Genomic DNA, 23,864 nt, shown 5'->3' with positions numbered 1-23,864 from the left:
AAAGCTCTCACCAATCGGACTTTTACGGGCAGTTATCTCCCACCTAACTTCCCCGCTTCTCTCTGAATCTTGAAGTGGGAGTCTAACTGCCCGCAAATAGCGGGATAAACGTTTTCTTCTATACTTAAAAAAAAAGGGCCATGACCAGTTACTTAAAAAGTACTGTCCTGCCCTTTTGCTTGTCATTATACTAACTCGATAATTACCATTGGTGCAGCGTCACCGCGACGTGGACCAATTTTTGCAATACGAGTGTATCCGCCTTGACGCTCAGCATAGCGTGGAGCTACATCAGCGAATAATTTTTGTAATGCATCTTGACCAGTCTCAGCATTAGCAACTTCATTACGAATGTAAGAAGCTGCTTGACGACGAGCATGAAGATCTCCGCGTTTACCTAAAGTGATCATTTTTTCCACTACAGAACGAAGTTCTTTTGCACGAGTTTCTGTCGTTTGGATGCGCTCGTTGATAATTAAATCAGTAGCTAAGTCACGTAACATAGCTTTACGTTGCGCACTTGTACGGCCTAATTTTCTGTATGCCATTCGTAGTTCCCTCCTTTGTTGATGAGTTTAAATCCTCAGTCGTCTTTACGTAAGCCTAAACCTAGTTCTTCTAGTTTATGCTTAACTTCTTCTAAGGATTTACGTCCTAAGTTACGAACTTTCATCATATCTTCTTCTGTTTTGTTCGCAAGCTCTTGTACAGTGTTAATACCTGCACGTTTTAAGCAATTATAAGAACGAACAGAAAGATCAAGTTCTTCAATTGTCATTTCTAGAACTTTTTCTTTTTGATCTTCTTCCTTTTCGACCATAATCTCAGCATTTTGCGCTTCATCAGTTAAACCAACAAAGATGTTTAAATGCTCTGTTAAGATTTTGGCACCTAAAGAGATAGCTTCTTTTGGCCCGATGCTTCCATCCGTCCATACATCAAGCGTAAGCTTATCATAATTTGCCACTTGTCCAACACGCGTCTTTTCCACTTGGTAAGTCACACGTGATACTGGAGTATAAATAGAATCAATAGGAATTACACCTATTGGTTGATCCTCGCTCTTATTTGCATCAGCTGGCGTATACCCACGGCCACGCTTTGCAGTTAAACGCACGCGGAAATGCGCATCCTTTGCTAACGTTGCAATGTATAAATCCGGATTTAAGATTTCAACATCACTATCATGAGTAATATCAGCAGCTGTGACAATACCTTCGCCCTGTACATCGATTTCGAGCGTCTTCTCTTCTTCAGAGTAGATTTTGAGAGCTAACTTTTTCAAGTTTAAGATGATCGTTGTAACGTCTTCTACTACACCCTCAACTGTCGAAAACTCGTGTAATACGCCATCGATTTGGATGGCAGTAACAGCGGCACCAGGGAGTGAGGATAAAAGGATACGACGTAAGGAGTTACCCAAAGTAGTACCATATCCACGCTCAAGCGGTTCAATAACGAATTTACCATACTTAGCATCTTCGTTAAGCTCAACCGTTTCGATTTTTGGTTTTTCAATTTCAATCATTTATTAAACCCTCCTTCAAAACGTCGAAACCTCGGTTAGACATAGGAAATCACCTCTATCTAACCGAAAGTCCCCCTTAGGCAGTTCCCGATTGTGCACAACAAGCGATGTTTCTGTACGAAATTTCTCGATAATGCATCATATCCATTATAGACAATAGGGAAAAATCTATACAGAAAAATTATACACGACGACGTTTTGGCGGACGACATCCATTATGAGGTACTGGAGTAACATCTTTAATTGCTGTTACTTCTAGACCTGCAGCTTGAAGCGCACGAATTGCAGCCTCACGACCAGCACCAGGGCCTTTTACAGTAACCTCTAAAGTTTTTAAACCATGCTCCATTGCAACTTTAGCAGCAGTTTCAGCAGCCATTTGTGCAGCGAATGGAGTAGATTTACGAGACCCACGGAAACCAAGTGCACCAGCACTAGACCAAGAAAGCGCGTTACCATGAGTATCTGTAAGAGTTACGATTGTGTTGTTGAAAGTAGAACGAATATGAGCGATACCAGCTTCAATATTCTTTTTCACACGTTTTTTACGAGTGTTTGTTTTACGTGCCATTGTTAGTTCAACCTCCTTTACTTATTATTTCTTTTTATTTGCTACTGTACGACGTGGACCTTTACGTGTACGAGCATTGTTTTTAGAGTTTTGACCACGAACTGGTAAACCACGACGGTGACGAAGACCACGGTAAGAACCGATCTCCATTAGACGTTTAATGTTAAGAGAAACTTCACGACGAAGGTCTCCTTCAACTTTGATACGATCGACGATATCACGGATACGTCCTAATTCGTCTTCAGTTAAATCGCGAACTCGTGTTTCTTCAGAAACACCAGCTTCAGCAAGAATTTTTTCAGCAGTTGTGCGACCAATGCCGAATACGTAAGTTAAAGAAATAACAACGCGTTTGTCACGAGGAATATCTACACCTGCGATACGTGCCATTCCGAATGCACCTCCTTCTGATTAACCTTGTTTTTGTTTATGTTTAGGGTTTTCACAAATAACCATTACTTTTCCACGTCTACGAATAACTTTACATTTTTCGCAGATCGGCTTAACTGACGGTCTTACTTTCATGTCTCGAACCTCCTTAAAGATTACGGAGTGCTATATTATTTAAAGCGGTACGTGATACGACCACGATTTAAATCATACGGAGATAATTCTACCGTAACTTTATCTCCTGGTAAAATACGAATGAAGTTCATACGGATTTTACCAGAAACGTGAGCCAATACAACATGCCCATTCTCTAATTCTACTTTGAACATAGCATTTGGCAACGTTTCAATAACGGTACCTTCGACTTCAATTACATCATCTTTAGCCATTCAATGTTCTCCCTTCTTCAAATCAGTAACATTCTACACTGTTCTGAAATTCCGGAGAGCCAGCTACCTATAAAGTGGTAAGGATTTCGTATCCTGCTTCTGTAAGAGCAATCGTGTGCTCAAAATGTGCACACCATTTACCATCTACCGTTACCACTGTCCAGTCATCAGATAGTGTTTTTACATATCGTCTTCCTTGGTTCACCATCGGCTCAACACAAATGACCATTCCCGGTTTTAATCTAGGGCCTTGATTCGGTGGGCCATAGTGTGGGATTTGTGGGTCTTCATGTAAGTCTTGCCCGATTCCGTGACCGACATACTCCCTAACGATCGAGAATCCATTATCTTCAACATACGTTTGAATCGCATGTGAAACATTAGATAATCGTTCGCCCGGTTTTGCGTGTTCTAGACCAAGATACAACGATTTTTCTGTGACATCAAGTAGCTTTTGAACAGATTCGGAAATGTTTCCTACTGGATACGTCCATGCAGAATCTCCATGGTATCCATTATATTTCGCACCAATATCGATACTAATAATATCGCCTTCTTGGAGCTTGCGCTTTCCTGGAATCCCGTGTACAAGCTCTTCGTTTACCGAAGCACAAATGCTTCCCGGAAATCCGTTGTATCCTTTAAAAGATGGCGTGGCGCCATATTTTAGAATCGTTTTTTCCGCTATTTGATCGAGCTCTTTCGTTGTAATTCCTGGGGCAATATGCTTTTTTAACTCTTGATGAGTTAAAGCAACAATCTTGCCAGCTTCTCGCATAATCTCGATTTCGCGAGGAGTTTTGCAAATAATCATTACGCTAAGCCTCCGATGAGAAGATCGACATCAGCAAATACTTTATCGATATCTTGCTCACCATTAATGCTTTTTAAGTAACCAAGCTCTTCGTAGAAATCAAGCAAAGGCTTTGTTTGCTTAATATTCACTTCTAAACGATTTGCTACAGTTTCTTCGTTGTCATCAGAACGCTGATATAACTCGCCACCACATTTATCACATACGCCCTCTTTTGCTGGCGGATTGAATTCTAAGTGGTAAGTCGCACCGCACTCTTTACAAATACGACGGCCTGTTAAACGTTTTAATAGCAATCCTGAATCCACATTAATGTTTAAAACATAATTGATCTTTTTGCCAAGATCTTTCATGATTTCTTCAAGAGCTGACGCTTGTGCAACTGTTCGTGGAAAACCATCTAATAAGAAGCCTTTTACGCAGTCTTCTTGGCTTAAACGCTCACGCACGATTCCGATTGTAACTTCATCTGGTACAAGTGCTCCTTTATCAATAAAGGACTTCGCTTGTAAACCAAGTTCAGTTTCATCTTTCATAGCAGCACGGAACATATCTCCTGTTGAAATGTGAGGGATGTCATACTTGGCAACAATCTTTTCGGCTTGTGTGCCTTTACCAGCACCTGGAAGCCCCATTAGAATTAAGTTCATCTGTATTCCCCCTCATCAATGAGCATGTAGGGAAGATGCCTCTTCCCACTTACTCACTGTTTGATAAACCCTTTGTAATGGCGTTTTACTAATTGACTTTCGAGCTGTTTCATTGTCTCTAAAGCAACACCGACAACAATTAGTAAACTCGTTCCACCAATCTGAGCAGATTGTGGCAGATTTGCAATTTGAATAAATAAAACAGGTAGAATTGCAATTGCCGCTAAGAAAATTGCACCTACAAAGGTCAAACGATACAAGATCTTTGTTAGATATTGTTCTGTATTCTTACCCGGACGAATACCAGGAACATATCCACCTTGTTTATTTAAGTTTTCAGCCATCTGTTCAGGATTCACTTGAACAAATGCATAGAAATATGCAAAGGCAATAATTAGTGTAACATATATGATCATACCCACTGGATGAGTATAGTTAAAGTTCTTAATAATCCACTGCGATATTTCATATTTCGGGAAAAACTGTGCAATAGTCGGAGGCGTAATCAAGAATGAAACAGCAAAAATTACTGGAATAACACCAGCACTATTTACCTTAAGTGGTAAATGAGTGTTTTGTGCTCCAGTATAACCACCATTTCCAGTTACGCGCTTCGCATATTGAATCGGGATTTTTCTAACAGCTTGTTGAATGTAAATAACACCAACAACAACCGCTAACACAGCTAACAAAATTAAACCAACTTTTACGATACGGATGAACAAGTCCTCTCCGGCATTTTGGAACTGCTGTGCATACACTTGACTTATAGTATTTGGGATAGCTGCGGTAATACCTGCAAAGATAATAATAGAAATACCGTTTCCTACTCCCTTTGCAGTAATCTGCTCACCTAACCACATTAGAAATGCAGTTCCGGCAGTCAGCACCGTAGCAATATATAAGTATGTTGACCAGCTAGGATCCGTAATTAACTGTCCACCTGCCATACCGTTAAAACCGATTGACATACCAAGTGCTTGAATAAAAGCAAGAACAATTGTAAAGTAGCGGGTAAACTGATTTAACTTACGACGGCCCATTTCCCCTTGTTTTGACCATTCCGTAAATTTAGGAACAACATCCATCTGCAATAATTGCACGATGATGGATGCTGTAATGTACGGCATGATTCCCATCGCAAAGATGGAGAATTTTTTCAAGGCTCCGCCGCCAAATGTATTCAGAATACCCAATACATTCAACTGGTCTTGCGCTCTCAGTACATCTGCATTTGTATGAGGCACTGGGATGAATGTGCCAATCCGAAACACGATTAACATCGCTAAAGTGAACAATATTTTATTTCTTATCTCAGCAACGCGCATAAAGTTGGAGATTGTGCGAAACATTAGATCACCTCAACTGTTCCGCCAGCCGCTTCAATCGCTTCTTTTGCAGTTGAAGAGAATTTGTGAGCTTTAACAGTAAGCTTTTTCTCTACTGCACCGTTTGCAAGAATTTTAACACCGTCATTTAATTTGCTGATAACGCCAGTCTCAAGCAATAATTCAGGTGTTACTTCTGTACCGTCTTCAAAACGATTTAACGTTGTTAAGTTAACGATAGCAAACTCTTTACGGTTAATGTTTGTGAAGCCGCGTTTTGGTAAACGACGGAATAATGGAGTTTGACCACCTTCAAAACCAAGACGAACACCGCCACCAGAACGTGCGTTTTGTCCTTTATGACCTTTTCCAGCAGTTTTACCATTACCAGAACCGATACCACGACCTACACGGTTACGAACTTTACGAGAACCTTCTGCAGGTTGTAATTCATGAAGTTTCATTCCCAGGCACCTCCTTATATTAATGAGTTATCATTAAGCTTCTTTTACAGTTACAAGGTGAGAAACTTTGTTGATCATACCGCGAATAGCAGGAGTTTCTTCCTTAACTACAGTTGAATTCAACTTTTTAAGACCTAAAGCTTCTACAGTCGCACGTTGATCTTGTGGACGACCAATTACACTACGAGTGAGGGTAATTTCTAACTTTTTCGCCATTATGTTTTCCCTCCTTCTTAACCTAGTAGCTCTTCTACAGATTTACCGCGTAATTTTGCAACATCTTCAGCACGCTTAAGATCTTTTAATCCATTTACAGTAGCACGGATCATGTTAATTGGTGTGTTAGAACCAAGAGATTTAGAAAGAATATCTTGTACACCAGCTAATTCAAGAACCGCACGAACTGGACCACCAGCGATAACTCCAGTACCTTCTGCAGCAGGTTTTAAGAATACTTCACCCGCTCCAAATTGACCGATGATTTCGTGTGGAATTGTTGTACCAACTAATGGTACTTCGATTAAGTTTTTCTTAGCATCTTCGATAGCCTTGCGGATTGCATCTGGTACCTCTTGCGCTTTACCAGTACCGAATCCAACATGACCGTTTTTATCACCAACTACAACCAGTGCAGCAAAGCGGAAACGACGACCACCCTTAACAACTTTCGCAACACGGTTTATCGTAACTACACGTTCTTCAAGTTCAAATTTACTTGGGTCAATGCGACGCATCTATTTTCCCTCCTTTGACCATTAAAATTGTAAGCCAGCCTCACGAGCAGCTTCAGCTAAAGCTTTAACACGACCATGGTATAAGTAACCGCCGCGATCAAATACTACTTCTTTAACGCCTTTCTCTACAGCACGCTTAGCAACTAATTCGCCAACTTTAGTAGCAGCTTCAGTGTTGCCTGTACCGTTAAGAGTAAGTTCTTTATCAAGAGTAGACGCGCTTGCTAATGTTACACCGTTTACATCATCAATTACTTGAGCGTAAATGTGTTGATTAGAACGGAACACGTTTAAACGTGGACGCTCAGCAGTACCAGCAAGCTTTGCACGTACACGTGCGTGTCTTTTCTTACGAACCGCATTTTTATCAGGTTTAGTGATCATTCTTGTCACTCCTTTCTTTCACCTAACGGGTTTACTTAGCAGTTTTACCTTCTTTACGACGTACAACTTCGCCTTCGTAACGAATACCTTTGCCTTTATATGGCTCTGGAGCACGTACAGCGCGAACGTTAGCAGCGAATTCGCCAACACGTTGCTTGTCGATACCTTTGATTACGATCTTTGTAGGAGCAGGAACTTCAACTTCAAGACCAGCTTCTGGAGTCATCTCAACTGGGTGAGAGTAACCTACGTTTAATACAAGTTTGTCACCTTGTTTTTGTGCACGGTAACCTACACCGATTAATTCAAGTCCGCGAGCGAAACCTGCTGTTACACCTTCAACCATGTTTCCAAGAAGAGCACGAGTTGTTCCGTGTAATGCACGGTGTTCCTTCTGTTCAGAAGGACGTTCTACTGTTAAGATATTTTCTTCAATTTTGATAACCATATCAGCATTGAAAGTACGAGTTAATTCACCTTTAGGGCCTTTTACAGTTACAGTATTATTTTCTGCTACTGTAACTGTAACACCTGCAGGGATTTCAAGAATCTTTTTACCAATACGAGACATGTGGTCACACCTCCGTTCGTTTAAATATTATATTACCAAACGTATGCTACTACTTCTCCACCAGTTTGTAATTGACGAGCATCTTTGTCAGTCATTACGCCCTTAGATGTAGAAACAAGTGCAATACCTAATCCGTTAAGTACACGTGGTACTTCATCAGCTTTTGCATAAACGCGTAAGCCAGGCTTACTGATACGCTTTAATCCAGTGATTACACGCTCATTGTTTACACCGTATTTTAGGAAAATACGAAGGATACCTTGTTTGTTATCCTCGATGTATTCCACATCACGAATGAAACCTTCACGTTTTAGGATTTCAGCGATTTCTTTTTTGATTTTAGAAGCAGGAACTTCTAATTTCTCATGACGTACCATGTTCGCATTACGGATGCGAGTAAGCATATCTGCAATTGGATCTGTCATCACCATGTGTTTTACCTCCTTCCCATTTGTGGGTATTACCAACTAGCTTTTTTAACACCAGGAATTTGACCTTTATATGCAAGTTCACGGAAACAAATACGGCAAAGTTTAAATTTGCGGTATACAGAATGCGGACGACCGCAGCGCTCGCAACGTGTATATTCTTGCACTTTAAACTTAGGAGTACGCTTTTGTTTCGCAATCATAGATTTTTTAGCCACGTTTTCGCCTCCTCTACTTAGCGTTGGCTTCCATTATTTTTGGAATGGCATACCGAATTGTGTTAAAAGTTCACGAGCTTCTTCATCAGTTTTCGCTGTAGTAACGATTACGATGTCCATACCACGAACTTTGCTTACTTTATCATAATCAATCTCAGGGAAAATTAATTGCTCTTTAACACCTAATGTGTAGTTACCACGACCATCGAAAGATTTCTTAGAAACACCACGGAAATCACGTACACGTGGTAAAGAAACTGATACTAATTTGTCGAAGAACTCATACATTTGCTCACCGCGTAAAGTAACCTTTGCACCGATAGGCATACCCTCACGAAGACGGAAACCTGCGATAGATTTTTTAGCGCGAGTTACAACAGGCTTTTGACCTGCGATTTGTGTTAATTCTTCTACAGCACTGTCTAATGCTTTAGAATTGGATACCGCGTCACCAACACCAGTGTTGATTACGATCTTTTCGATTTTCGGTACTTCCATTACAGATTTATAGTTAAACTTGCTCATAAGAGCAGGAGTAATTTCTTTTTGGAATTTCTCTTTAAGGCGATTCAATGAAGGGACCTCCTTTCATATAGAACTTATTTATCTAATAATTCACCAGATTTTTTTGCAACACGAACTTTTTTACCATCTTCCACTTTGTAACCTACGCGAGTAGGTACACCTGTTTTAGGATCTAATGGCATAACATTAGATACGTGGATAGGTGCTTCTTTCGTGATAATTCCACCTTGTGGATTTAACTGAGATGGCTTAGAGTGCTTCTTAACGATGTTAACACCCTCAACGATAACACGGTTTTCTTTTGGGAAAGCTGCAAGGATAACACCTTGTTTTCCTTTGTCTTTACCACTGATTACCTGTACTTTATCACCTTTTTTTACATGCATCTTACTTCTGCACCTCCTTAGCAAGGCAAGACCTTAAATTATAGAACTTCTGGAGCTAAAGAAACGATCTTCATGAAGTTGTTATCACGTAATTCACGAGCTACTGGTCCGAAGATACGAGTACCACGTGGGCTCTTATCGTCTTTAATGATAACCGCTGCGTTTTCATCAAATTTGATATAAGAACCGTCTGGACGACGAGCACCGCTCTTCGTACGTACTACTACTGCTTTAACAACGTCACCTTTTTTAACAACGCCACCTGGTGTTGCTTGTTTTACCGTAGCAACGATAATATCACCGATGTTTGCGTATTTACGACCAGAGCCGCCTAATACTTTAATTGTTAAAAGTTCACGTGCGCCAGAGTTGTCAGCTACTTTCAAACGAGATTCTTGTTGGATCATGTTATGAAACCTCCCTTCGGACTTAAAATTCCGATTCGTCTATATTTAGATAATAACCGCTTCTTCAACGATTTCAACTAAACGGAAACGCTTAGTAGCAGAAAGCGGGCGAGTTTCCATGATTTTTACGATATCGCCAACTTTTGCTTGGTTTTGCTCATCATGCGCTTTGTACTTCTTAGAATACTTAACGCGTTTTCCGTACAAGGAATGAGTTTTGTAAGTTTCAACTAAAACTGTAATCGTTTTGTCCATTTTGTCAGAAACAACACGACCAGTATAAACTTTGCGTTGGTTACGTTCGCTCACTTTGCAAACCTCCCCTCAATTTATCGATTAATTCCGATCTCTCTTTCACGAACTACAGTTTTCATACGAGCAATCGCTTTACGCACTTCACGGATGCGTGTTGGATTCTCTAATTGTCCTGTAGCAAGCTGGAAGCGAAGATTAAACAACTCTTCCTTTAACGCTTTAACTTTTGTTTCGATTTCGGCAGTGGTTAATTCACGAATATCATTAGTTTTCATTAGATTCACCACCATTTTCTTCACGTTTTACGAATTTACATTTCACTGGTAACTTGTGAGCTGCAAGACGTAATGCTTCGCGTGCTACCTCTTCAGATACACCCGCGATTTCAAACATAACCTTTCCAGGTTTTACTACTGCTACCCAACCTTCTGGAGCCCCTTTACCGGAACCCATACGTACTTCTAGAGGTTTAGCAGTGTAAGGTTTAGAAGGGAAAATTTTAATCCAAACTTTACCGCCACGTTTCATATAACGAGTCATTGCACGACGAGCTGCTTCGATTTGACGGTTTGTAATCCAAGAAGCCTCTTGAGATTGTAAACCAAACTCACCAAAATGTACTTCAGCGCCACCTTTTGCACGACCACGCATTTTACCACGATGCTCTCTACGATATTTTACGCGTTTAGGCATTAACATATTATTTTCCTCCTTCCTCAGAAGCTTTCTTTTTTGTAGGAAGGACTTCTCCACGGTAGATCCATACTTTTACGCCTAATTTACCGTACGTTGTATCAGCTTCAGCTGTTGCATAGTCAATATCAGCGCGAAGTGTATGAAGTGGAACAGTTCCTTCACTGTAAGATTCTGCACGAGCGATATCAGCTCCGCCAAGACGACCAGAAACCTGTGTTTTAATACCTTTAGCTCCTGCACGCATAGCACGTTGAATTGCTTGCTTTTGTGCACGACGGAAAGATACACGGTTTTCTAATTGACGAGCGATGTTTTCGCCTACTAATTTAGCGTCAAGATCAGCTCTCTTAACTTCTAAAATGTTGATGTGTACACGTTTACCTGTTAATTGGTTAAGAGCTTTACGAAGTGCTTCAACTTCTGTACCACCTTTACCAATTACCATACCAGGCTTTGCAGTGTGAATTGTAACATTTACACGATTTGCTGCACGCTCGATTTCTACTTTAGAAACAGCAGAATCTTTTAAGCGAACGTTGATGTATTCACGAATTTTGATGTCTTCATGTAAGAATGTAGCATAATCTTTTTCAGCGTACCAGCGAGATTCCCAATCACGAATGACACCGACACGAAGACCAACTGGACTAACCTTTTGACCCATCGATTATCCCTCCTTCTTTTCTGATACCACAACTGTGATGTGGCTTGTGCGTTTGTTAATTTGGCTTGCACGACCCATTGCACGTGGACGGAAACGTTTTAACGTTGGACCTTCGTCAACGAAAACTTTTTCAACAACTAAGTTGTTTACATCCATTTCATAGTTATGTTCTGCATTTGCAATTGCAGATTTTAAAACTTTCTCTACAACTGGAGAAGCAGTTTTTGGTGTGTGGTTAAGGATAGCAATCGCTTCACCCACTTGCTTACCTCGGATTAAGTCTACTACTAAACGAACTTTACGAGGAGCAATACGAACTGTTCTCGCTACTGCTTTAGCTTGCATTGAAGTGCCTCCTCTCATTATCTTCTAGTTTTCTTATCGTCAGCATCATGACCTTTGTACGTACGAGTTGGTGCGAACTCACCTAATTTGTGACCTACCATATCTTCAGTTACGTATACAGGAACGTGTTTACGACCGTCATATACAGCGATTGTATGACCAATAAACTGTGGGAAGATCGTTGAACGACGAGACCAAGTTTTTACAACTTGCTTTTGCTCAGTTTCATTTAACTTTGCAATTTTGTTCATTAAATGATCATCAACAAATGGTCCTTTTTTCAAGCTACGAGCCATTTTGGTGCCTCCCTTCGTGATTGCCGTACGGTTCTAGAGATGAACCGTACTACAACCCCATTATTTTTTACGACGACGAACGATGAATTTGTCAGACGCTTTATTTTTCTTACGAGTTTTGAATCCAAGAGTTGGTTTACCCCATGGAGACATTGGAGACTTACGTCCGATTGGTGAGCGACCTTCACCACCACCGTGTGGGTGATCAACTGGGTTCATTACAGAACCACGAACAGTTGGGCGCTTGCCTAACCAGCGAGAACGACCCGCTTTACCGATTTTAATAAGCTCATGGTGCTCGTTACCTACTTGACCTACTGTAGCGCGGCAAGTAGCTAGCACTAAGCGTACTTCACCAGAAGTTAAACGTACAAGTACGTATTTACCTTCTTTACCAAGTACTTGAGCAGATGTACCAGCAGAACGAACTAATTGTCCACCACGGCCTGGTTTAAGCTCGATGTTATGAACAACTGTACCTACTGGAATGTTGATTAATGGTAATGCATTACCGATTTTAATGTCTGCTTCTGGGCCAGACATGATTTCCATACCTACTTCTAAGTTTTTAGGAGCAAGGATGTAACGTTTTTCACCGTCAACGTAGTTAATTAATGCGATATTCGCAGAGCGGTTTGGATCGTATTCGATCGTAGCAACGCGTCCAGGAATTCCATCTTTGTTACGTTTGAAGTCGATGATACGGTATTGACGCTTGTGTCCGCCACCTTGGTGACGTACAGTGATTTTACCTTGGTTATTACGTCCAGCCTTTTTGCTTAAAGGCGCAAGTAATGATTTTTCCGGTCTATCAGTCGTGATTTCAGCGAAATCATTCGTAGTCATGTTACGACGACCGTTAGTAGTTGGATTATACTTTTTGATTGCCATCTGATTTTCCCTCCTTCTTTAGTAAGAATTAAACTCCTTGGAAGATCTCGATTTCTTTGCTGTCAGCAGTAAGCTTAACGATTGCTTTACGACGACGGTTAGTGAAACCAGCGTGACGACCAACACGTTTTGCTTTTGGTTTGTAGTTCATGATATTTACTTTATCAACTTCAACACCAAAGATAGCTTCTACAGCATCTTTAACTTCCGTTTTATTAGCTTTAACGTCCACATCGAACGTGTATTTTTTTTCAGCCATCATTTCCATAGAACGTTCAGTGATAACTGGGCGCTTAATGATATCACGAGGATCTTTCATTATGCAAGCACCTCCTCTACTTTTTCCACTGCCGCTTTTGTCATGATTAGCTTATCATGATGAAGCACGTCTAAAACGTTTACGCCATCAGCAGTGATTACTGTTACTCCAGGAATATTGCGAGCAGATAACTCAACTGCTTCGTTTACATCAGCAGTTACGATAAGAGCTTTCTTCTCAACAGTTAATCCTTTAAGAACTGCTACCATGTCTTTTGTTTTTGGTGCATTTAACACTAAGTCTTCAAGAACTACGATGTTGTTCTCAACTACTTTAGTAGCTAATGCAGATTTAATAGCTAAGCGACGAACTTTTTTAGGTAGTTTGTATGCATAGCTTCTTGGTGTAGGTCCGAATACCGTACCACCACCACGCCATTGAGGAGAGCGGATAGAACCTTGACGAGCACGTCCAGTTCCTTTTTGACGCCATGGTTTGCGACCTCCACCGCGCACTTCAGAGCGAGTTTTTACTTTATGTGTACCTTGACGTAAAGATGCACGTTGCATCATTACTGCTTCAAAAAGTACAGCTTCATTTGGTTCGATACCGAAAACAGTTTCAGCTAATTGAATTTCACCAACTTCAGAACCAGTTTGGTTAAATAACTTTACTTTTGGCATTGGGGTTCCTCCTTTCTTATAGAGAATTATTTGCTAGCCTTAACAGCACTACGAACAACTACAAGAGATTTCTTAGCGCCAGGAACGTTGCCTTTTACTAACAGTAAGTTGCGTTCTACGTCAACTTGAACGATTTCTAAATTTTGAATAGTAACTTGGTCTCCACCCATACGTCCAGCAAGCTTTTTGCCTTTAAATACACGGTTCGGAGCAACAGGGCCCATTGAACCAGGACGACGGTGATAACGAGATCCGTGAGACATAGGTCCGCGAGATTGTCCGTGGCGTTTGATAGCACCTTGGAAACCTTTACCTTTAGAAATACCTGTTACATCTACAGTTTCACCTGCAGCGAAAACTTCTACTTTTACCTCTTGACCAACTTCTTGTCCTTCCACGTCTGCATCGCGAAGTTCGCGAATGAAGCGCTTAGGAGCAGTAGTTGCTTTAGCAACGTGACCTTGTTCAGGTTTGTTAGCTAATTTTTCGCGCTTGTCAGCAAAACCTAACTGAATTGCATTGTAGCCATCAGTTTCAACAGTTTTCTTTTGAAGAACAACGTTTGGAGTTGCTTCGATAACAGTTACAGGAATTAGCTCGCCGTTTTCAGCAAATACTTGAGTCATACCGATCTTTTTTCCTAAGATTCCTTTGGTCATGAGTTACACCTCCTACATTTTAACTTATATAAATTATAGTTTGATTTCGATATCTACACCAGATGGTAAGTCTAAACGCATTAAAGAGTCTACTGTTTGTGGAGTAGGGCTCACGATGTCGATTAGACGTTTGTGCGTGCGCATTTCGAATTGCTCACGAGAATCTTTGTATTTATGAACCGCACGAAGAATCGTGTAAACAGTTTTTTCAGTTGGTAATGGGATTGGACCAGAAACTGTCGCCCCAGAACGCTTAGCTGTTTCTACAATTTTCTCAGCTGACTGATCAAGAATACGGTGATCGTAAGCTTTTAAACGAATACGAATTTTTTCTTTTGCCATTATTTTCCCTCCTTCGTTCGCCTATTTTAAAAATAGACATTCTCCATGGAAATTTCCACACACTCGCCATGGCAAAGCGGCCGGGTGTGTCAGCAACCTTCCACTTCATCGCAGTCAAAGACCAACATTGTTTATTATACAATGTTATTCGTCCAGATGCAAGCATTTTTTGTTTGCATCTGCTTTTCTCTACTTTTGCTATTATACATGGCACTTTAAAGAATTTCAAGTTTTCATCTGTTGTAATTCTTTTTACAGTTTTTGGTTGAATGATTTTGTGGTTTATATATTATAGAAGAAACTCGTCAAAGCTTAAAAATAGATCTTTATCTATTATAAATTGAAACTTCCATCAGTAGGCTTTCTTCCTCTGCCCGTCTTCCTCACTTCTCTCTCAATTTTGAGGTGAGGGCTTACTACTCACAAATAGCCGGATAAATAAAAAACCCAAGGGAAAATCCCTTGGGTTTCATATATCAGTTAAGATTACTCAACGATAGTTGCAACTACACCGTAACCTACAGTACGTCCACCTTCACGAATAGAGAACTTAGTTCCCTCTTCGATCGCGATTGGAGCGATAAGTTCGATAGTCATTTCGATGTTGTCACCAGGCATTACCATTTCAGTACCTTCTGGTAATTGGATGATACCAGTTACGTCAGTTGTACGGAAATAGAATTGTGGGCGGTAGTTAGCGAAGAATGGAGTGTGACGTCCACCTTCTTCTTTAGATAAAACGAAAACTTCAGCTTTGAATTTAGCGTGAGCTTTTACAGAGCCAGTTTTAGCAAGAACTTGTCCACGTTGGATCTCTTCACGAGCAACCCCACGAAGTAGAGCACCGATGTTGTCTCCAGCTTGAGCTTGGTCAAGAAGCTTACGGAACATTTCTACACCAGTTACAGTTGTAGATTTGTTTTCTTCAGTGAAACCGATGATTTCTACTACGTCACCAACTTTAACGATACCGCGCTCTACGCGACCAGTAGCAACTGTACCACGACCTGTGATAGAGAATACGTCCTCAACAGGCATTAAGAATGCTTTTTCAGTGTCACGTTCTGGAGTTGGGATGTAAGCATCAACTTCGTTCATTAATTCAATGATTTTTGCTTCCCACTCAGCATCTCCTTGAAGAGCTTTAAGAGCAGAACCTTTAATTACAGGGATGTCATCGCCTGGGAAGTCGTATTCAGATAATAGATCGCGAACTTCCATTTCTACTAATTCTAATAACTCTTCGTCGTCAACCATGTCGCATTTGTTTAAGAATACAACGATGTAAGGAACACCTACTTGACGAGAAAGAAGGATGTGCTCACGAGTTTGAGGCATTGGGCCATCAGCAGCAGATACTACTAAGATACCGCCGTCCATTTGAGCAGCACCAGTGATCATGTTTTTAACATAGTCAGCGTGACCTGGGCAGTCAACGTGTGCATAGTGACGAGTTTCAGTTTCGTACTCAACGTGTGCAGTTGAGATTGTGATACCGCGCTCTCTTTCTTCTGGAGCAGCATCGATTTGGTCGTAACCTTTCGCTTCAGCACCACCAGCTTTTGCAAGAACTGTAGTGATAGCAGCAGTTAATGTAGTTTTACCATGGTCAACGTGGCCGATTGTACCAATGTTAACATGTGGTTTAGAACGTTCGAATTTAGCTTTTCCCATTCTAAATTCCTCCTTAGTTATATAGGTTATTTTATATTCAGACTAGAAAGTAAGGGGCCTAAGCCCCGCTGCTTTCTAAGCTTACATAAGTAGTTATACTTGAACAATCGATAAAAATCAATTATTCACCTTTATTTTTTTTAATAATTTCTTCTGAAACAGACTTCGGTACTTCTTCATAATGATCAAATGTCATTGAGAATGTTCCGCGTCCTTGAGTGTTAGAACGTAATGCCGTTGCATAACCGAACATTTCAGAAAGTGGAACCATAGCGCGAACAACTTGTGCGTTACCGCGAGCTTCCATACCTTCTACACGTCCACGACGAGATGTAACGTCACCCATAATGTCACCCATGTACTCTTCAGGAATTACAACTTCAACTTTCATCATTGGCTCAAGAATTACTGGGCTACATTTAGAAACCGCAGCTTTAAGGGCCATAGATGCAGCGATTTTGAACGCCATCTCAGAGGAGTCAACATCATGGTAAGATCCGTCAACTAATGCAGCTTTAATATCTACTACAGGATATCCTGCAAGTACACCATTTTTAAGCGCATCTTCAAGACCTGCTCCTACAGCTGGGATGTATTCACGTGGAACTACACCACCGACGATCTTGTTTTGGAATTCGAATCCTTTACCTTCTTCGTTAGGTTCAAACTCAATCCAAACGTGACCGAATTGTCCACGACCACCAGATTGACGAGCGAACTTACCTTCAACTTTCGCAGAAGCGCGGAAAGTCTCACGGTATGCTACCTGAGGAGCACCAACGTTTGCTTCCACTTTGAATTCACGGCGCATACGGTCAACGATGATATCAAGGTGAAGTTCACCCATACCAGCGATGATTGTTTGGCCAGTTTCTTGGTCAGTGTGAGCACGGAATGTTGGATCTTCTTCAGAAAGCTTAGATAATGCTGTACCCATTTTATCTTGGTCAGCTTTAGATTTTGGTTCGATAGCTACAGAGATAACTGGCTCTGGGAATTCCATAGACTCAAGGATAACAAGGCTCTTCTCGTCACAAAGAGTATCACCAGTTGTAGTATCTTTTAACCCTACAGCAGCAGCGATGTCACCAGCATAAACTGTTGAAATCTCTTCACGGCTGTTTGCGTGCATTTGTAGGATACGACCTACACGCTCACGCTTACCTTTAGTTGAGTTTTTCACGTAAGATCCAGAGTTTAATGTACCAGAGTACACACGGAAGAACGTTAATTTACCAACATAAGGGTCAGTCATAATTTTGAACGCTAGAGCTGAGAATGGCTCTTCATCGCTAGATTTACGTTCTACTTCTTCATCTGTATCCGGAACAATACCTTTAATAGCAGGTACGTCAAGTGGAGATGGAAGGTAGTCGATAACTGCATCTAACAGAATTTGAACACCTTTGTTTTTGAATGCAGAACCACAGATTACTGGGAAGAATTCAACAGAAGTTGTAGCCTTACGGATACCAGCTTTAAGCTCTTCTACAGTGATTTCTTCACCTTCTAGGTACTTCATCATCATTTCTTCATCAAGCTCTGCTACCGCTTCGATAAGTTTTCCGCGGTATTCATCAGCTAATTCTTTATGTTCTGCAGGAATTTCAACACGTTGGATATCTGTTCCTAAGTCGTTTGTGTACATGTATGCACACTCTTCTACTAGGTCGATAATTCCCGTAAATTGATCTTCAGCACCGATTGGTAACTGAATTGGATGAGCGTTTGCTTGTAAACGGTCATGAATTGTTCCTACAGAGTATAAGAAGTCTGCACCGATCTTGTCCATTTTGTTAACGAACACGATACGTGGTACACCGTAAGTAGTAGCCTGACGCCAAACAGTTTCTGTTTGTGGTTCTACACCAGATTGCGCGTCAAGTACTGCTACAGCACCGTCAAGTACGCGTAAAGAACGTTCTACTTCTACAGTGAAGTCTACGTGTCCTGGAGTGTCAATGATGTTTACACGGTGACCCTTCCATTGAGCAGTAGTTGCTGCAGAAGTAATTGTGATACCACGCTCTTGCTCTTGCTCCATCCAGTCCATCTGAGATGCACCTTCGTGAGTTTCACCGATTTTGTGAATGCGGCCTGTGTAGTACAGGATACGCTCAGTTGCTGTTGTTTTACCAGCATCGATGTGAGCCATGATACCAATATTACGAGTGTTTTCTAAGGAGAACTCTCTAGTCATTTGGTGTCTTTCTCCTTCCTAATACGGATTGGATTTTTTATTTTAAGTAGCAAAAAAGCCACTTTATTTTGTTACATATGTCAGTATGTCTAGTACCCTCATTATGTAAAACGAGCGCCCATTGAAAGGGAGAGGTATTCTCCCTCTCCACACTTCCATAAGCGACAAATAAAGCGGTTTATGCTTATAGCTATTTTTCGTTGAATCCTACCAACGGTAATGAGCAAATGCTTTGTTAGCTTCTGCCATTTTGTGAGTGTCTTCACGTTTCTTAACAGATGCACCACTGTTGTTAGCAGCATCTAAGATTTCGTAAGCTAAACGCTCTTCCATAGTTTTTTCACCACGAAGACGAGCATAGTTTACTAACCAACGAAGACCTAAAGTTGTACGGCGTTCTGGACGAACCTCAACTGGAACTTGGTAGTTAGCACCACCAACACGACGAGCGCGTACTTCAAGAACAGGCATGATGTTCTTAAGAGCTTGCTCGAATACTTCCATTGGTTCGTTACCAGTACGTTCACGAACGATATCGAACGCATTATAAAGAATTGTTTGAGATTTACCTTTTTTACCGTCAACCATCATTTTGTTGATTAGGCGTGTTACAAGTTTAGAATTGTACATTGGATCTGGTAACACGTCACGTTTCGCAACAGGTCCTTTACGAGGCATATTGAGTTCCTCCTTTCAGTTCAGTTTTATTATTTCTTAGCAGCTTTTGGTCTCTTAGTACCATATTTAGAACGTCCTTGCATACGTTTGTCAACACCAGCAGTGTCAAGCGCACCACGAACGATGTGGTAACGTACCCCTGGTAAGTCTTTTACACGACCACCGCGAATTAATACTACGCTGTGTTCTTGTAGGTTATGACCGATACCTGGGATGTAAGCAGTAACCTCGATACCATTTGTTAAACGTACACGAGCGTATTTACGTAACGCTGAGTTCGGTTTCTTTGGAGTCATTGTACCAACACGAGTACATACACCACGTTTTTGAGGTGCAGAGATATCAGTTGCTTTTTTCTTTAAAGAGTTGAAACCTTTGTTTAACGCAGGTGATTTAGATTTCCATACTTTATCAGTACGTCCATTTCTCACTAATTGGTTAATAGTAGGCATTATTTTATCCTCCCTTCGCACGTTTGTATGACCACATATCCAGGTGGTTCATTATTAGTTGAAAACAAAGTTTTTGCAAGGGAGAGCAAATGCTCTCTCCTCACAAAAACAGTTTTAACTTGTTATTCCTATCGCTGAAGCTCCTACCGCATCTCATTCATCTTCATGCTGAGATCCAGTTTTTAAAAAGTACGTTATGTTGCACTGCAAAAGCTATCGCAACGTTCTAACTATACCGTGTTGAATTACATTCAACTTTTATTTAGGAGCAACCTTGCTTATATTAACATTTAGCATTGCATAATGTCAACTAGGATTATCTGTTTTTATACAAAATTTACGACGGAAAATTTTAGTTTTCTACGTAAACCTCGTCATTTTCTACATTTATTTCTTCTTTTGCTGTTTTTACAAGATCTACTCTGCGGTAACGATTCATACCTGTACCAGCCGGAACAAGTTTACCAATAATAACATTTTCTTTCAGACCAAGAAGTTCATCGCGCTTACCTTTAATTGCCGCATCAGTTAACACACGAGTTGTTTCCTGGAATGATGCTGCAGATAAGAATGAATCTGTTTCAAGTGAAGCCTTTGTAATACCAAGAAGGATTGGACGTGCTGTTGCTGGTTGTTTACCTTTAAGCAACACTTTCGCATTTGCATCTGTGAACTGATGAATATCCAGTAATGTTCCTGGTAATACATCTGTTTCACCAGCATCGATTACACGAACTTTGCGAAGCATTTGACGAACCATTACTTCAACGTGTTTATCTCCAATTTCTACCCCTTGCATACGGTATACCTTTTGTACTTCACGAAGCAGGTATTCTTGGACTGCTGTAATATCTGTTACTTTCAGTAATTCTTTCGGATCGATAGAACCTTCTGTAAGTTCTTTACCGTGTTCAATGCGGTGTCCTGGAGCTACTTTTAGACGAGCGCCATAAGGAATTACATACGTACGAGCTTCTACATCACCTTGTACAACAACCTCTTGGCGATCTTTCACATCGTTAATCGCTGCAACGACACCGTCGATTTCACTGATAACCGCTTGACCTTTCGGATTACGCGCTTCGAAAATCTCTTGAATACGCGGTAAACCTTGTGTGATATCGTCTCCAGCAACCCCACCTGTATGGAATGTACGCATCGTTAACTGTGTACCTGGCTCACCGATAGATTGAGCTGCGATAATACCAACCGCTTCGCCTACTTCTACATCTGTACCAGTAGCTAAGTTGCGACCGTAACATTTCTTACATACGCCGTGGCGTGTGTTACATGTAAATGCAGAACGGATGTACAATTGTTCAACGCCTGCTTTTTCAATGATATGAGCGATATCTTCTGTAATTAATTCATTTTCGCGAACTAACACTTCGCCTGTTTCTGGATGCTTCACAGTTTTTCTTGCGAAACGTCCTACAAGACGATCGTATAAGGACTCGATAATTTCGTTTCCTTCTTTAATTGCGCCAATTAATAAGCCGCGGTCTGTTCCACAATCGTCTTCACGAACGATAACATCTTGTGCAACGTCAACAAGACGACGAGTTAAGTAACCAGAATCCGCAGTCTTAAGTGCTGTATCGGCAAGACCTTTACGCGCACCATGTGTAGAGATGAAGTACTCGAGTACCGTTAAACCTTCGCGGAAACTTGATTTGATTGGAAGTTCGATAATACGACCAGATGGGTTAGCCATCAAACCACGCATACCAGCAAGCTGAGTGAAGTTCGATGCGTTACCACGGGCACCAGAGTCACTCATCATGAAGATCGGATTGCGCTTATCTAAGGTTTTCATCAGTTTTCCTTGGATAACATCTTTTGCATTACTCCAAATAGAGATAACACGATCATAACGTTCTTCCTCTGTAATTAAACCGCGACGGAATTGCTTAATTACTGTATCCACTTTTGCTTGCGCTTCATGCAAGATTTCTTCTTTTTCACCTAATACAAGGATATCCGCCACACCAACTGTAATACCAGCTTTTGTAGAGTATTTAAATCCTAGATTTTTCATGCGGTCAAGCATGCGAGATGTTTCAGTAATTTTGAAACGTTTAAATACTTCAGCAATGATATTACCAAGAATTTTCTTGCTAAATGGTGCCACTTCTTCGCGACTAGCAATAATTTCTCTTACGTTAGCGCCTTTTTCAACAAAGTATTCCACTGGAGTTTCTTTCTCCAAGTTTGTTCTTGTTGGTTCGTTAATGTAAGGGAAAGATTTCGGTAAGATTTCATTGAATATTAACTTACCAACTGTTGTTAACAACAGTTTGCTGTTTTGCTCTTCTGTAAACGTTTCGTTGTTTACAGAGCTTGCTGCAACAGCAACACGAGTATGCAAGTGTACATATCCGTTTTGGTATGCAATTAATGCTTCGTTCGTATCTTTGAAAATCATACCTTCACCAATTGCACCTGCACGTTCAAGCGTTAGGTAGTAGTTACCTAATACCATATCCTGAGATGGTGTAACAACTGGTTTTCCGTCTTTCGGGTTCAAGATATTTTGTGCAGCTAACATAAGAAGACGAGCTTCTGCTTGCGCTTCTGATGATAACGGAACGTGAACCGCCATTTGGTCACCGTCAAAGTCCGCGTTGTATGCAGTACATACAAGTGGATGAAGACGAATTGCACGACCTTCTACTAATGTAGGTTCAAACGCTTGAATACCAAGACGGTGAAGCGTTGGAGCACGGTTTAGAAGTACAGGGTGTTCTTTAATTACAGACTCTAAAACATCCCAAACTTCAGGCTGTACTCGCTCAATTTTACGTTTAGCACTCTTAATGTTGTGTGCTAATCCTTTTCCTACCAACTCTTTCATTACAAAAGGTTTGAACAATTCAAGCGCCATTTCTTTTGGCAGACCGCATTGGTACATTTTTAAGTTCGGTCCTACAACGATAACGGAACGACCAGAGTAGTCAACACGTTTACCTAATAAGTTTTGACGGAAGCGTCCTTGCTTACCTTTTAACATATGAGAAAGAGATTTTAATGGACGGTTACCAGGTCCAGTAACTGGACGGCCACGACGACCATTATCGATTAAAGCATCTACTGCTTCTTGTAACATACGCTTTTCGTTTTGGACGATGATGCTTGGCGCACCTAAGTCTAATAAACGTTTTAAACGATTGTTACGGTTAATTACACGACGGTATAAGTCGTTTAAGTCAGAAGTTGCAAAACGCCCACCATCTAGCTGTACCATTGGACGAAGCTCTGGTGGGATAACTGGAAGAACATCTAGAATCATCCAAGATGGTTCGTTTCCAGAGTTACGGAATGCTTCTAATACTTCTAGACGTTTAATAGCACGAGTACGACGTTGCCCTTGTGCTGTTTTTAACTCTTCCTTTAAGAAGTCTACTTCTTTATCTAAATCGATATCTTGTAATAACTTCTTAATTGCCTCTGCGCCCATAGAAGCTTGGAAAGAGTTTCCGTATCTATCGCGATACGCACGGTATTCCTTCTCCGAAAGAAGTTGCTTCTTATCAAGCGGTGTATCACCGCTTTCTGTTACTACATAAGAAGCGAAATAAATTACTTCTTCAAGCGCGCGAGGGGACATGTCTAAGACAAGTCCCATGCGGCTTGGGATACCTTTGAAATACCAAATATGAGATACAGGAGCAGCTAATTCGATATGACCCATACGTTCACGACGAACTTTCGCACGCGTTACTTCAACGCCGCATCGATCACAAACTACACCTTTATAACGGACACGTTTATATTTACCACAATGACATTCCCAGTCTTTTGTTGGACCGAAAATACGCTCACAGAACAAACCGTCTTTCTCTGGTTTCAATGTACGATAGTTAATCGTCTCGGGTTTTTTTACTTCCCCATATGACCAAGAGCGAATTTTGTCTGGTGATGCAAGTCCAATCTTCATATATTCAAAGTTGTTTACATCTATCAAGGGGCCTACCTCCCTTTTA

General features: G+C 40.9%; 35 protein-coding genes. All 35 read right to left on the bottom strand.

Going from position 1 to position 23,864, the window contains the following annotated elements:
- Positions 1-185: 185 nt before the first annotated feature.
- Positions 186-548 carry a 50S ribosomal protein L17 gene (gene rplQ, locus AB1284_RS23400; RefSeq protein WP_098310011.1) on the bottom strand — a complete coding sequence of 121 codons (363 nt, stop codon included), beginning with the start codon at positions 546-548 and terminating at the stop codon, positions 186-188.
- A 35-nt stretch (positions 549-583) separates the two neighbouring features.
- Positions 584-1,528 (bottom strand): DNA-directed RNA polymerase subunit alpha, encoded by a 945-nt coding sequence (locus AB1284_RS23395; RefSeq protein WP_000569645.1) that lies wholly within the window; start codon positions 1,526-1,528, stop codon positions 584-586.
- A gap of 181 nt (positions 1,529-1,709) precedes the next feature.
- Entirely contained in the window at positions 1,710-2,099 is a 390-nt protein-coding gene (rpsK, locus tag AB1284_RS23390) for a 30S ribosomal protein S11 (RefSeq protein ID WP_154710865.1), read from the bottom strand.
- 24 nt (positions 2,100-2,123) lie between these two features.
- Positions 2,124-2,489 carry a 30S ribosomal protein S13 gene (gene rpsM / locus AB1284_RS23385; RefSeq protein ID WP_035433696.1) on the bottom strand — a complete coding sequence of 122 codons (366 nt, stop codon included), beginning with the start codon at positions 2,487-2,489 and terminating at the stop codon, positions 2,124-2,126.
- A gap of 21 nt (positions 2,490-2,510) precedes the next feature.
- Positions 2,511-2,624, bottom strand: a complete 114-nt coding sequence (gene rpmJ / locus AB1284_RS23380; protein WP_000868344.1) for a 50S ribosomal protein L36 — start codon at positions 2,622-2,624, stop codon at positions 2,511-2,513.
- A 35-nt stretch (positions 2,625-2,659) separates the two neighbouring features.
- Complete coding sequence (infA, locus tag AB1284_RS23375; protein WP_020062312.1) at positions 2,660-2,878, bottom strand: translation initiation factor IF-1; 219 nt, start codon at positions 2,876-2,878, stop codon at positions 2,660-2,662.
- A gap of 67 nt (positions 2,879-2,945) precedes the next feature.
- The gene (gene map, locus AB1284_RS23370) at positions 2,946-3,692 is read right to left on the bottom strand and encodes a type I methionyl aminopeptidase (RefSeq protein WP_336484574.1); all 747 of its coding nucleotides are present in this window, start codon (positions 3,690-3,692) and stop codon (positions 2,946-2,948) included.
- A complete protein-coding gene (locus AB1284_RS23365; RefSeq protein ID WP_098310009.1) occupies positions 3,692-4,342 on the bottom strand; it encodes an adenylate kinase in 651 nt (216 codons plus the stop codon). The genes map and AB1284_RS23365 overlap by 1 nt, the downstream gene beginning before the upstream one ends.
- A gap of 53 nt (positions 4,343-4,395) precedes the next feature.
- Positions 4,396-5,694, bottom strand: coding sequence for a preprotein translocase subunit SecY (gene secY / locus AB1284_RS23360; protein WP_429752816.1), 1,299 nt, complete (start codon positions 5,692-5,694; stop codon positions 4,396-4,398).
- Entirely contained in the window at positions 5,694-6,134 is a 441-nt protein-coding gene (rplO, locus tag AB1284_RS23355) for a 50S ribosomal protein L15 (RefSeq protein WP_098310007.1), read from the bottom strand. Before rplO ends, secY begins: the two co-directional genes overlap by 1 nt.
- Before the next feature lie 33 nt (positions 6,135-6,167).
- Complete coding sequence (gene rpmD / locus AB1284_RS23350; protein ID WP_020062307.1) at positions 6,168-6,350, bottom strand: 50S ribosomal protein L30; 183 nt, start codon at positions 6,348-6,350, stop codon at positions 6,168-6,170.
- A 17-nt stretch (positions 6,351-6,367) separates the two neighbouring features.
- Positions 6,368-6,868, bottom strand: a complete 501-nt coding sequence (rpsE, locus tag AB1284_RS23345) for a 30S ribosomal protein S5 (RefSeq protein ID WP_154710862.1) — start codon at positions 6,866-6,868, stop codon at positions 6,368-6,370.
- Positions 6,869-6,889: 21 nt separating this feature from the next.
- A complete protein-coding gene (gene rplR, locus AB1284_RS23340; protein WP_377881840.1) occupies positions 6,890-7,252 on the bottom strand; it encodes a 50S ribosomal protein L18 in 363 nt (120 codons plus the stop codon).
- Positions 7,253-7,283: 31 nt separating this feature from the next.
- Entirely contained in the window at positions 7,284-7,823 is a 540-nt protein-coding gene (gene rplF / locus AB1284_RS23335; protein WP_336484570.1) for a 50S ribosomal protein L6, read from the bottom strand.
- A 32-nt stretch (positions 7,824-7,855) separates the two neighbouring features.
- On the bottom strand, positions 7,856-8,254 hold the full coding sequence (gene rpsH, locus AB1284_RS23330; protein ID WP_020062303.1) for a 30S ribosomal protein S8: 399 nt from the start codon (positions 8,252-8,254) through the stop codon (positions 7,856-7,858).
- A 29-nt stretch (positions 8,255-8,283) separates the two neighbouring features.
- Complete coding sequence (rpsN, locus tag AB1284_RS23325; protein ID WP_001085700.1) at positions 8,284-8,469, bottom strand: 30S ribosomal protein S14; 186 nt, start codon at positions 8,467-8,469, stop codon at positions 8,284-8,286.
- Positions 8,470-8,502: 33 nt separating this feature from the next.
- Positions 8,503-9,042: a 50S ribosomal protein L5 gene (gene rplE / locus AB1284_RS23320; RefSeq protein WP_020062301.1), complete on the bottom strand. Its 540-nt coding sequence runs from the start codon at positions 9,040-9,042 to the stop codon at positions 8,503-8,505.
- 26 nt (positions 9,043-9,068) lie between these two features.
- Positions 9,069-9,380, bottom strand: coding sequence for a 50S ribosomal protein L24 (gene rplX, locus AB1284_RS23315; RefSeq protein ID WP_090918562.1), 312 nt, complete (start codon positions 9,378-9,380; stop codon positions 9,069-9,071).
- Between the two features lie 38 nt (positions 9,381-9,418).
- Positions 9,419-9,787, bottom strand: coding sequence for a 50S ribosomal protein L14 (gene rplN / locus AB1284_RS23310; RefSeq protein ID WP_035433708.1), 369 nt, complete (start codon positions 9,785-9,787; stop codon positions 9,419-9,421).
- A gap of 45 nt (positions 9,788-9,832) precedes the next feature.
- Positions 9,833-10,096, bottom strand: coding sequence for a 30S ribosomal protein S17 (gene rpsQ, locus AB1284_RS23305; protein WP_011983253.1), 264 nt, complete (start codon positions 10,094-10,096; stop codon positions 9,833-9,835).
- 20 nt (positions 10,097-10,116) lie between these two features.
- Positions 10,117-10,317 carry a 50S ribosomal protein L29 gene (rpmC, locus tag AB1284_RS23300; RefSeq protein WP_000855718.1) on the bottom strand — a complete coding sequence of 67 codons (201 nt, stop codon included), beginning with the start codon at positions 10,315-10,317 and terminating at the stop codon, positions 10,117-10,119.
- Complete coding sequence (gene rplP / locus AB1284_RS23295) at positions 10,307-10,741, bottom strand: 50S ribosomal protein L16 (protein ID WP_020062298.1); 435 nt, start codon at positions 10,739-10,741, stop codon at positions 10,307-10,309. The genes rpmC and rplP overlap by 11 nt, the downstream gene beginning before the upstream one ends.
- A 1-nt stretch (position 10,742) precedes the next feature.
- Positions 10,743-11,402, bottom strand: coding sequence for a 30S ribosomal protein S3 (gene rpsC / locus AB1284_RS23290; RefSeq protein ID WP_429752817.1), 660 nt, complete (start codon positions 11,400-11,402; stop codon positions 10,743-10,745).
- 3 nt (positions 11,403-11,405) lie between these two features.
- Complete coding sequence (rplV, locus tag AB1284_RS23285) at positions 11,406-11,747, bottom strand: 50S ribosomal protein L22 (RefSeq protein WP_011983250.1); 342 nt, start codon at positions 11,745-11,747, stop codon at positions 11,406-11,408.
- Positions 11,748-11,764: 17 nt separating this feature from the next.
- Positions 11,765-12,043: a 30S ribosomal protein S19 gene (gene rpsS, locus AB1284_RS23280; RefSeq protein ID WP_020062296.1), complete on the bottom strand. Its 279-nt coding sequence runs from the start codon at positions 12,041-12,043 to the stop codon at positions 11,765-11,767.
- A gap of 60 nt (positions 12,044-12,103) precedes the next feature.
- Positions 12,104-12,934, bottom strand: coding sequence for a 50S ribosomal protein L2 (gene rplB / locus AB1284_RS23275; protein ID WP_098310002.1), 831 nt, complete (start codon positions 12,932-12,934; stop codon positions 12,104-12,106).
- 28 nt (positions 12,935-12,962) lie between these two features.
- Positions 12,963-13,253 carry a 50S ribosomal protein L23 gene (gene rplW / locus AB1284_RS23270; protein WP_020062294.1) on the bottom strand — a complete coding sequence of 97 codons (291 nt, stop codon included), beginning with the start codon at positions 13,251-13,253 and terminating at the stop codon, positions 12,963-12,965.
- Positions 13,253-13,876: a 50S ribosomal protein L4 gene (rplD, locus tag AB1284_RS23265; protein WP_154710857.1), complete on the bottom strand. Its 624-nt coding sequence runs from the start codon at positions 13,874-13,876 to the stop codon at positions 13,253-13,255. The genes rplW and rplD overlap by 1 nt, the downstream gene beginning before the upstream one ends.
- Positions 13,877-13,902: 26 nt before the next feature.
- A complete protein-coding gene (rplC, locus tag AB1284_RS23260; RefSeq protein ID WP_230576168.1) occupies positions 13,903-14,535 on the bottom strand; it encodes a 50S ribosomal protein L3 in 633 nt (210 codons plus the stop codon).
- Between the two features lie 33 nt (positions 14,536-14,568).
- The gene (gene rpsJ, locus AB1284_RS23255; protein ID WP_001040596.1) at positions 14,569-14,877 is read right to left on the bottom strand and encodes a 30S ribosomal protein S10; all 309 of its coding nucleotides are present in this window, start codon (positions 14,875-14,877) and stop codon (positions 14,569-14,571) included.
- Positions 14,878-15,363: 486 nt separating this feature from the next.
- Positions 15,364-16,551, bottom strand: coding sequence for an elongation factor Tu (gene tuf, locus AB1284_RS23250; RefSeq protein WP_090918574.1), 1,188 nt, complete (start codon positions 16,549-16,551; stop codon positions 15,364-15,366).
- 121 nt (positions 16,552-16,672) lie between these two features.
- Positions 16,673-18,751, bottom strand: a complete 2,079-nt coding sequence (gene fusA, locus AB1284_RS23245; RefSeq protein WP_429752818.1) for an elongation factor G — start codon at positions 18,749-18,751, stop codon at positions 16,673-16,675.
- A gap of 207 nt (positions 18,752-18,958) precedes the next feature.
- Positions 18,959-19,429 (bottom strand): 30S ribosomal protein S7, encoded by a 471-nt coding sequence (gene rpsG / locus AB1284_RS23240; RefSeq protein ID WP_035433720.1) that lies wholly within the window; start codon positions 19,427-19,429, stop codon positions 18,959-18,961.
- A 29-nt stretch (positions 19,430-19,458) separates the two neighbouring features.
- Positions 19,459-19,881 carry a 30S ribosomal protein S12 gene (rpsL, locus tag AB1284_RS23235; protein WP_098309996.1) on the bottom strand — a complete coding sequence of 141 codons (423 nt, stop codon included), beginning with the start codon at positions 19,879-19,881 and terminating at the stop codon, positions 19,459-19,461.
- A gap of 352 nt (positions 19,882-20,233) precedes the next feature.
- A complete protein-coding gene (gene rpoC, locus AB1284_RS23230; protein ID WP_429752819.1) occupies positions 20,234-23,845 on the bottom strand; it encodes a DNA-directed RNA polymerase subunit beta' in 3,612 nt (1,203 codons plus the stop codon).
- Positions 23,846-23,864: the final 19 nt, after the last annotated feature.

This window comes from Bacillus sp. S2(2024), assembly GCF_050474045.1.
GTDB classification, from domain to species: Bacteria; Bacillota; Bacilli; order Bacillales; family Bacillaceae_G; genus Bacillus_A; species Bacillus_A yunxiaonensis.
This window is presented reverse-complemented; position numbering and strand designations above follow the sequence as displayed.

What these genes read in the sequence shown, in the direction of transcription:
- rplQ (WP_098310011.1), bottom strand. Translation starts at nt 548, where the DNA reads ATGGCATACAGAAAATTAGGCCGTACAAGTGCGCAACGTAAAGCTATG.
- AB1284_RS23395 (WP_000569645.1), bottom strand. Translation starts at nt 1,528, where the DNA reads ATGATTGAAATTGAAAAACCAAAAATCGAAACGGTTGAGCTTAACGAA.
- rpsK (WP_154710865.1), bottom strand. Translation starts at nt 2,099, where the DNA reads ATGGCACGTAAAACAAACACTCGTAAAAAACGTGTGAAAAAGAATATT.
- rpsM (WP_035433696.1), bottom strand. Translation starts at nt 2,489, where the DNA reads ATGGCACGTATCGCAGGTGTAGATATTCCTCGTGACAAACGCGTTGTT.
- rpmJ (WP_000868344.1), bottom strand. Translation starts at nt 2,624, where the DNA reads ATGAAAGTAAGACCGTCAGTTAAGCCGATCTGCGAAAAATGTAAAGTT.
- infA (WP_020062312.1), bottom strand. Translation starts at nt 2,878, where the DNA reads ATGGCTAAAGATGATGTAATTGAAGTCGAAGGTACCGTTATTGAAACG.
- map (WP_336484574.1), bottom strand. Translation starts at nt 3,692, where the DNA reads ATGATTATTTGCAAAACTCCTCGCGAAATCGAGATTATGCGAGAAGCT.
- AB1284_RS23365 (WP_098310009.1), bottom strand. Translation starts at nt 4,342, where the DNA reads ATGAACTTAATTCTAATGGGGCTTCCAGGTGCTGGTAAAGGCACACAA.
- secY (WP_429752816.1), bottom strand. Translation starts at nt 5,694, where the DNA reads ATGTTTCGCACAATCTCCAACTTTATGCGCGTTGCTGAGATAAGAAAT.
- rplO (WP_098310007.1), bottom strand. Translation starts at nt 6,134, where the DNA reads ATGAAACTTCATGAATTACAACCTGCAGAAGGTTCTCGTAAAGTTCGT.
- rpmD (WP_020062307.1), bottom strand. Translation starts at nt 6,350, where the DNA reads ATGGCGAAAAAGTTAGAAATTACCCTCACTCGTAGTGTAATTGGTCGT.
- rpsE (WP_154710862.1), bottom strand. Translation starts at nt 6,868, where the DNA reads ATGCGTCGCATTGACCCAAGTAAATTTGAACTTGAAGAACGTGTAGTT.
- rplR (WP_377881840.1), bottom strand. Translation starts at nt 7,252, where the DNA reads ATGATCACTAAACCTGATAAAAATGCGGTTCGTAAGAAAAGACACGCA.
- rplF (WP_336484570.1), bottom strand. Translation starts at nt 7,823, where the DNA reads ATGTCTCGTATTGGTAAAAAGATTCTTGAAATCCCTGCAGGTGTTACA.
- rpsH (WP_020062303.1), bottom strand. Translation starts at nt 8,254, where the DNA reads ATGGTGATGACAGATCCAATTGCAGATATGCTTACTCGCATCCGTAAT.
- rplX (WP_090918562.1), bottom strand. Translation starts at nt 9,380, where the DNA reads ATGCATGTAAAAAAAGGTGATAAAGTACAGGTAATCAGTGGTAAAGAC.
- rplN (WP_035433708.1), bottom strand. Translation starts at nt 9,787, where the DNA reads ATGATCCAACAAGAATCTCGTTTGAAAGTAGCTGACAACTCTGGCGCA.
- rpmC (WP_000855718.1), bottom strand. Translation starts at nt 10,317, where the DNA reads ATGAAAACTAATGATATTCGTGAATTAACCACTGCCGAAATCGAAACA.
- rplP (WP_020062298.1), bottom strand. Translation starts at nt 10,741, where the DNA reads ATGTTAATGCCTAAACGCGTAAAATATCGTAGAGAGCATCGTGGTAAA.
- rpsC (WP_429752817.1), bottom strand. Translation starts at nt 11,402, where the DNA reads ATGGGTCAAAAGGTTAGTCCAGTTGGTCTTCGTGTCGGTGTCATTCGT.
- rplV (WP_011983250.1), bottom strand. Translation starts at nt 11,747, where the DNA reads ATGCAAGCTAAAGCAGTAGCGAGAACAGTTCGTATTGCTCCTCGTAAA.
- rpsS (WP_020062296.1), bottom strand. Translation starts at nt 12,043, where the DNA reads ATGGCTCGTAGCTTGAAAAAAGGACCATTTGTTGATGATCATTTAATG.
- rplB (WP_098310002.1), bottom strand. Translation starts at nt 12,934, where the DNA reads ATGGCAATCAAAAAGTATAATCCAACTACTAACGGTCGTCGTAACATG.
- rplW (WP_020062294.1), bottom strand. Translation starts at nt 13,253, where the DNA reads ATGAAAGATCCTCGTGATATCATTAAGCGCCCAGTTATCACTGAACGT.
- rplD (WP_154710857.1), bottom strand. Translation starts at nt 13,876, where the DNA reads ATGCCAAAAGTAAAGTTATTTAACCAAACTGGTTCTGAAGTTGGTGAA.
- rplC (WP_230576168.1), bottom strand. Translation starts at nt 14,535, where the DNA reads ATGACCAAAGGAATCTTAGGAAAAAAGATCGGTATGACTCAAGTATTT.
- rpsJ (WP_001040596.1), bottom strand. Translation starts at nt 14,877, where the DNA reads ATGGCAAAAGAAAAAATTCGTATTCGTTTAAAAGCTTACGATCACCGT.
- tuf (WP_090918574.1), bottom strand. Translation starts at nt 16,551, where the DNA reads ATGGGAAAAGCTAAATTCGAACGTTCTAAACCACATGTTAACATTGGT.
- fusA (WP_429752818.1), bottom strand. Translation starts at nt 18,751, where the DNA reads ATGACTAGAGAGTTCTCCTTAGAAAACACTCGTAATATTGGTATCATG.
- rpsG (WP_035433720.1), bottom strand. Translation starts at nt 19,429, where the DNA reads ATGCCTCGTAAAGGACCTGTTGCGAAACGTGACGTGTTACCAGATCCA.
- rpsL (WP_098309996.1), bottom strand. Translation starts at nt 19,881, where the DNA reads ATGCCTACTATTAACCAATTAGTGAGAAATGGACGTACTGATAAAGTA.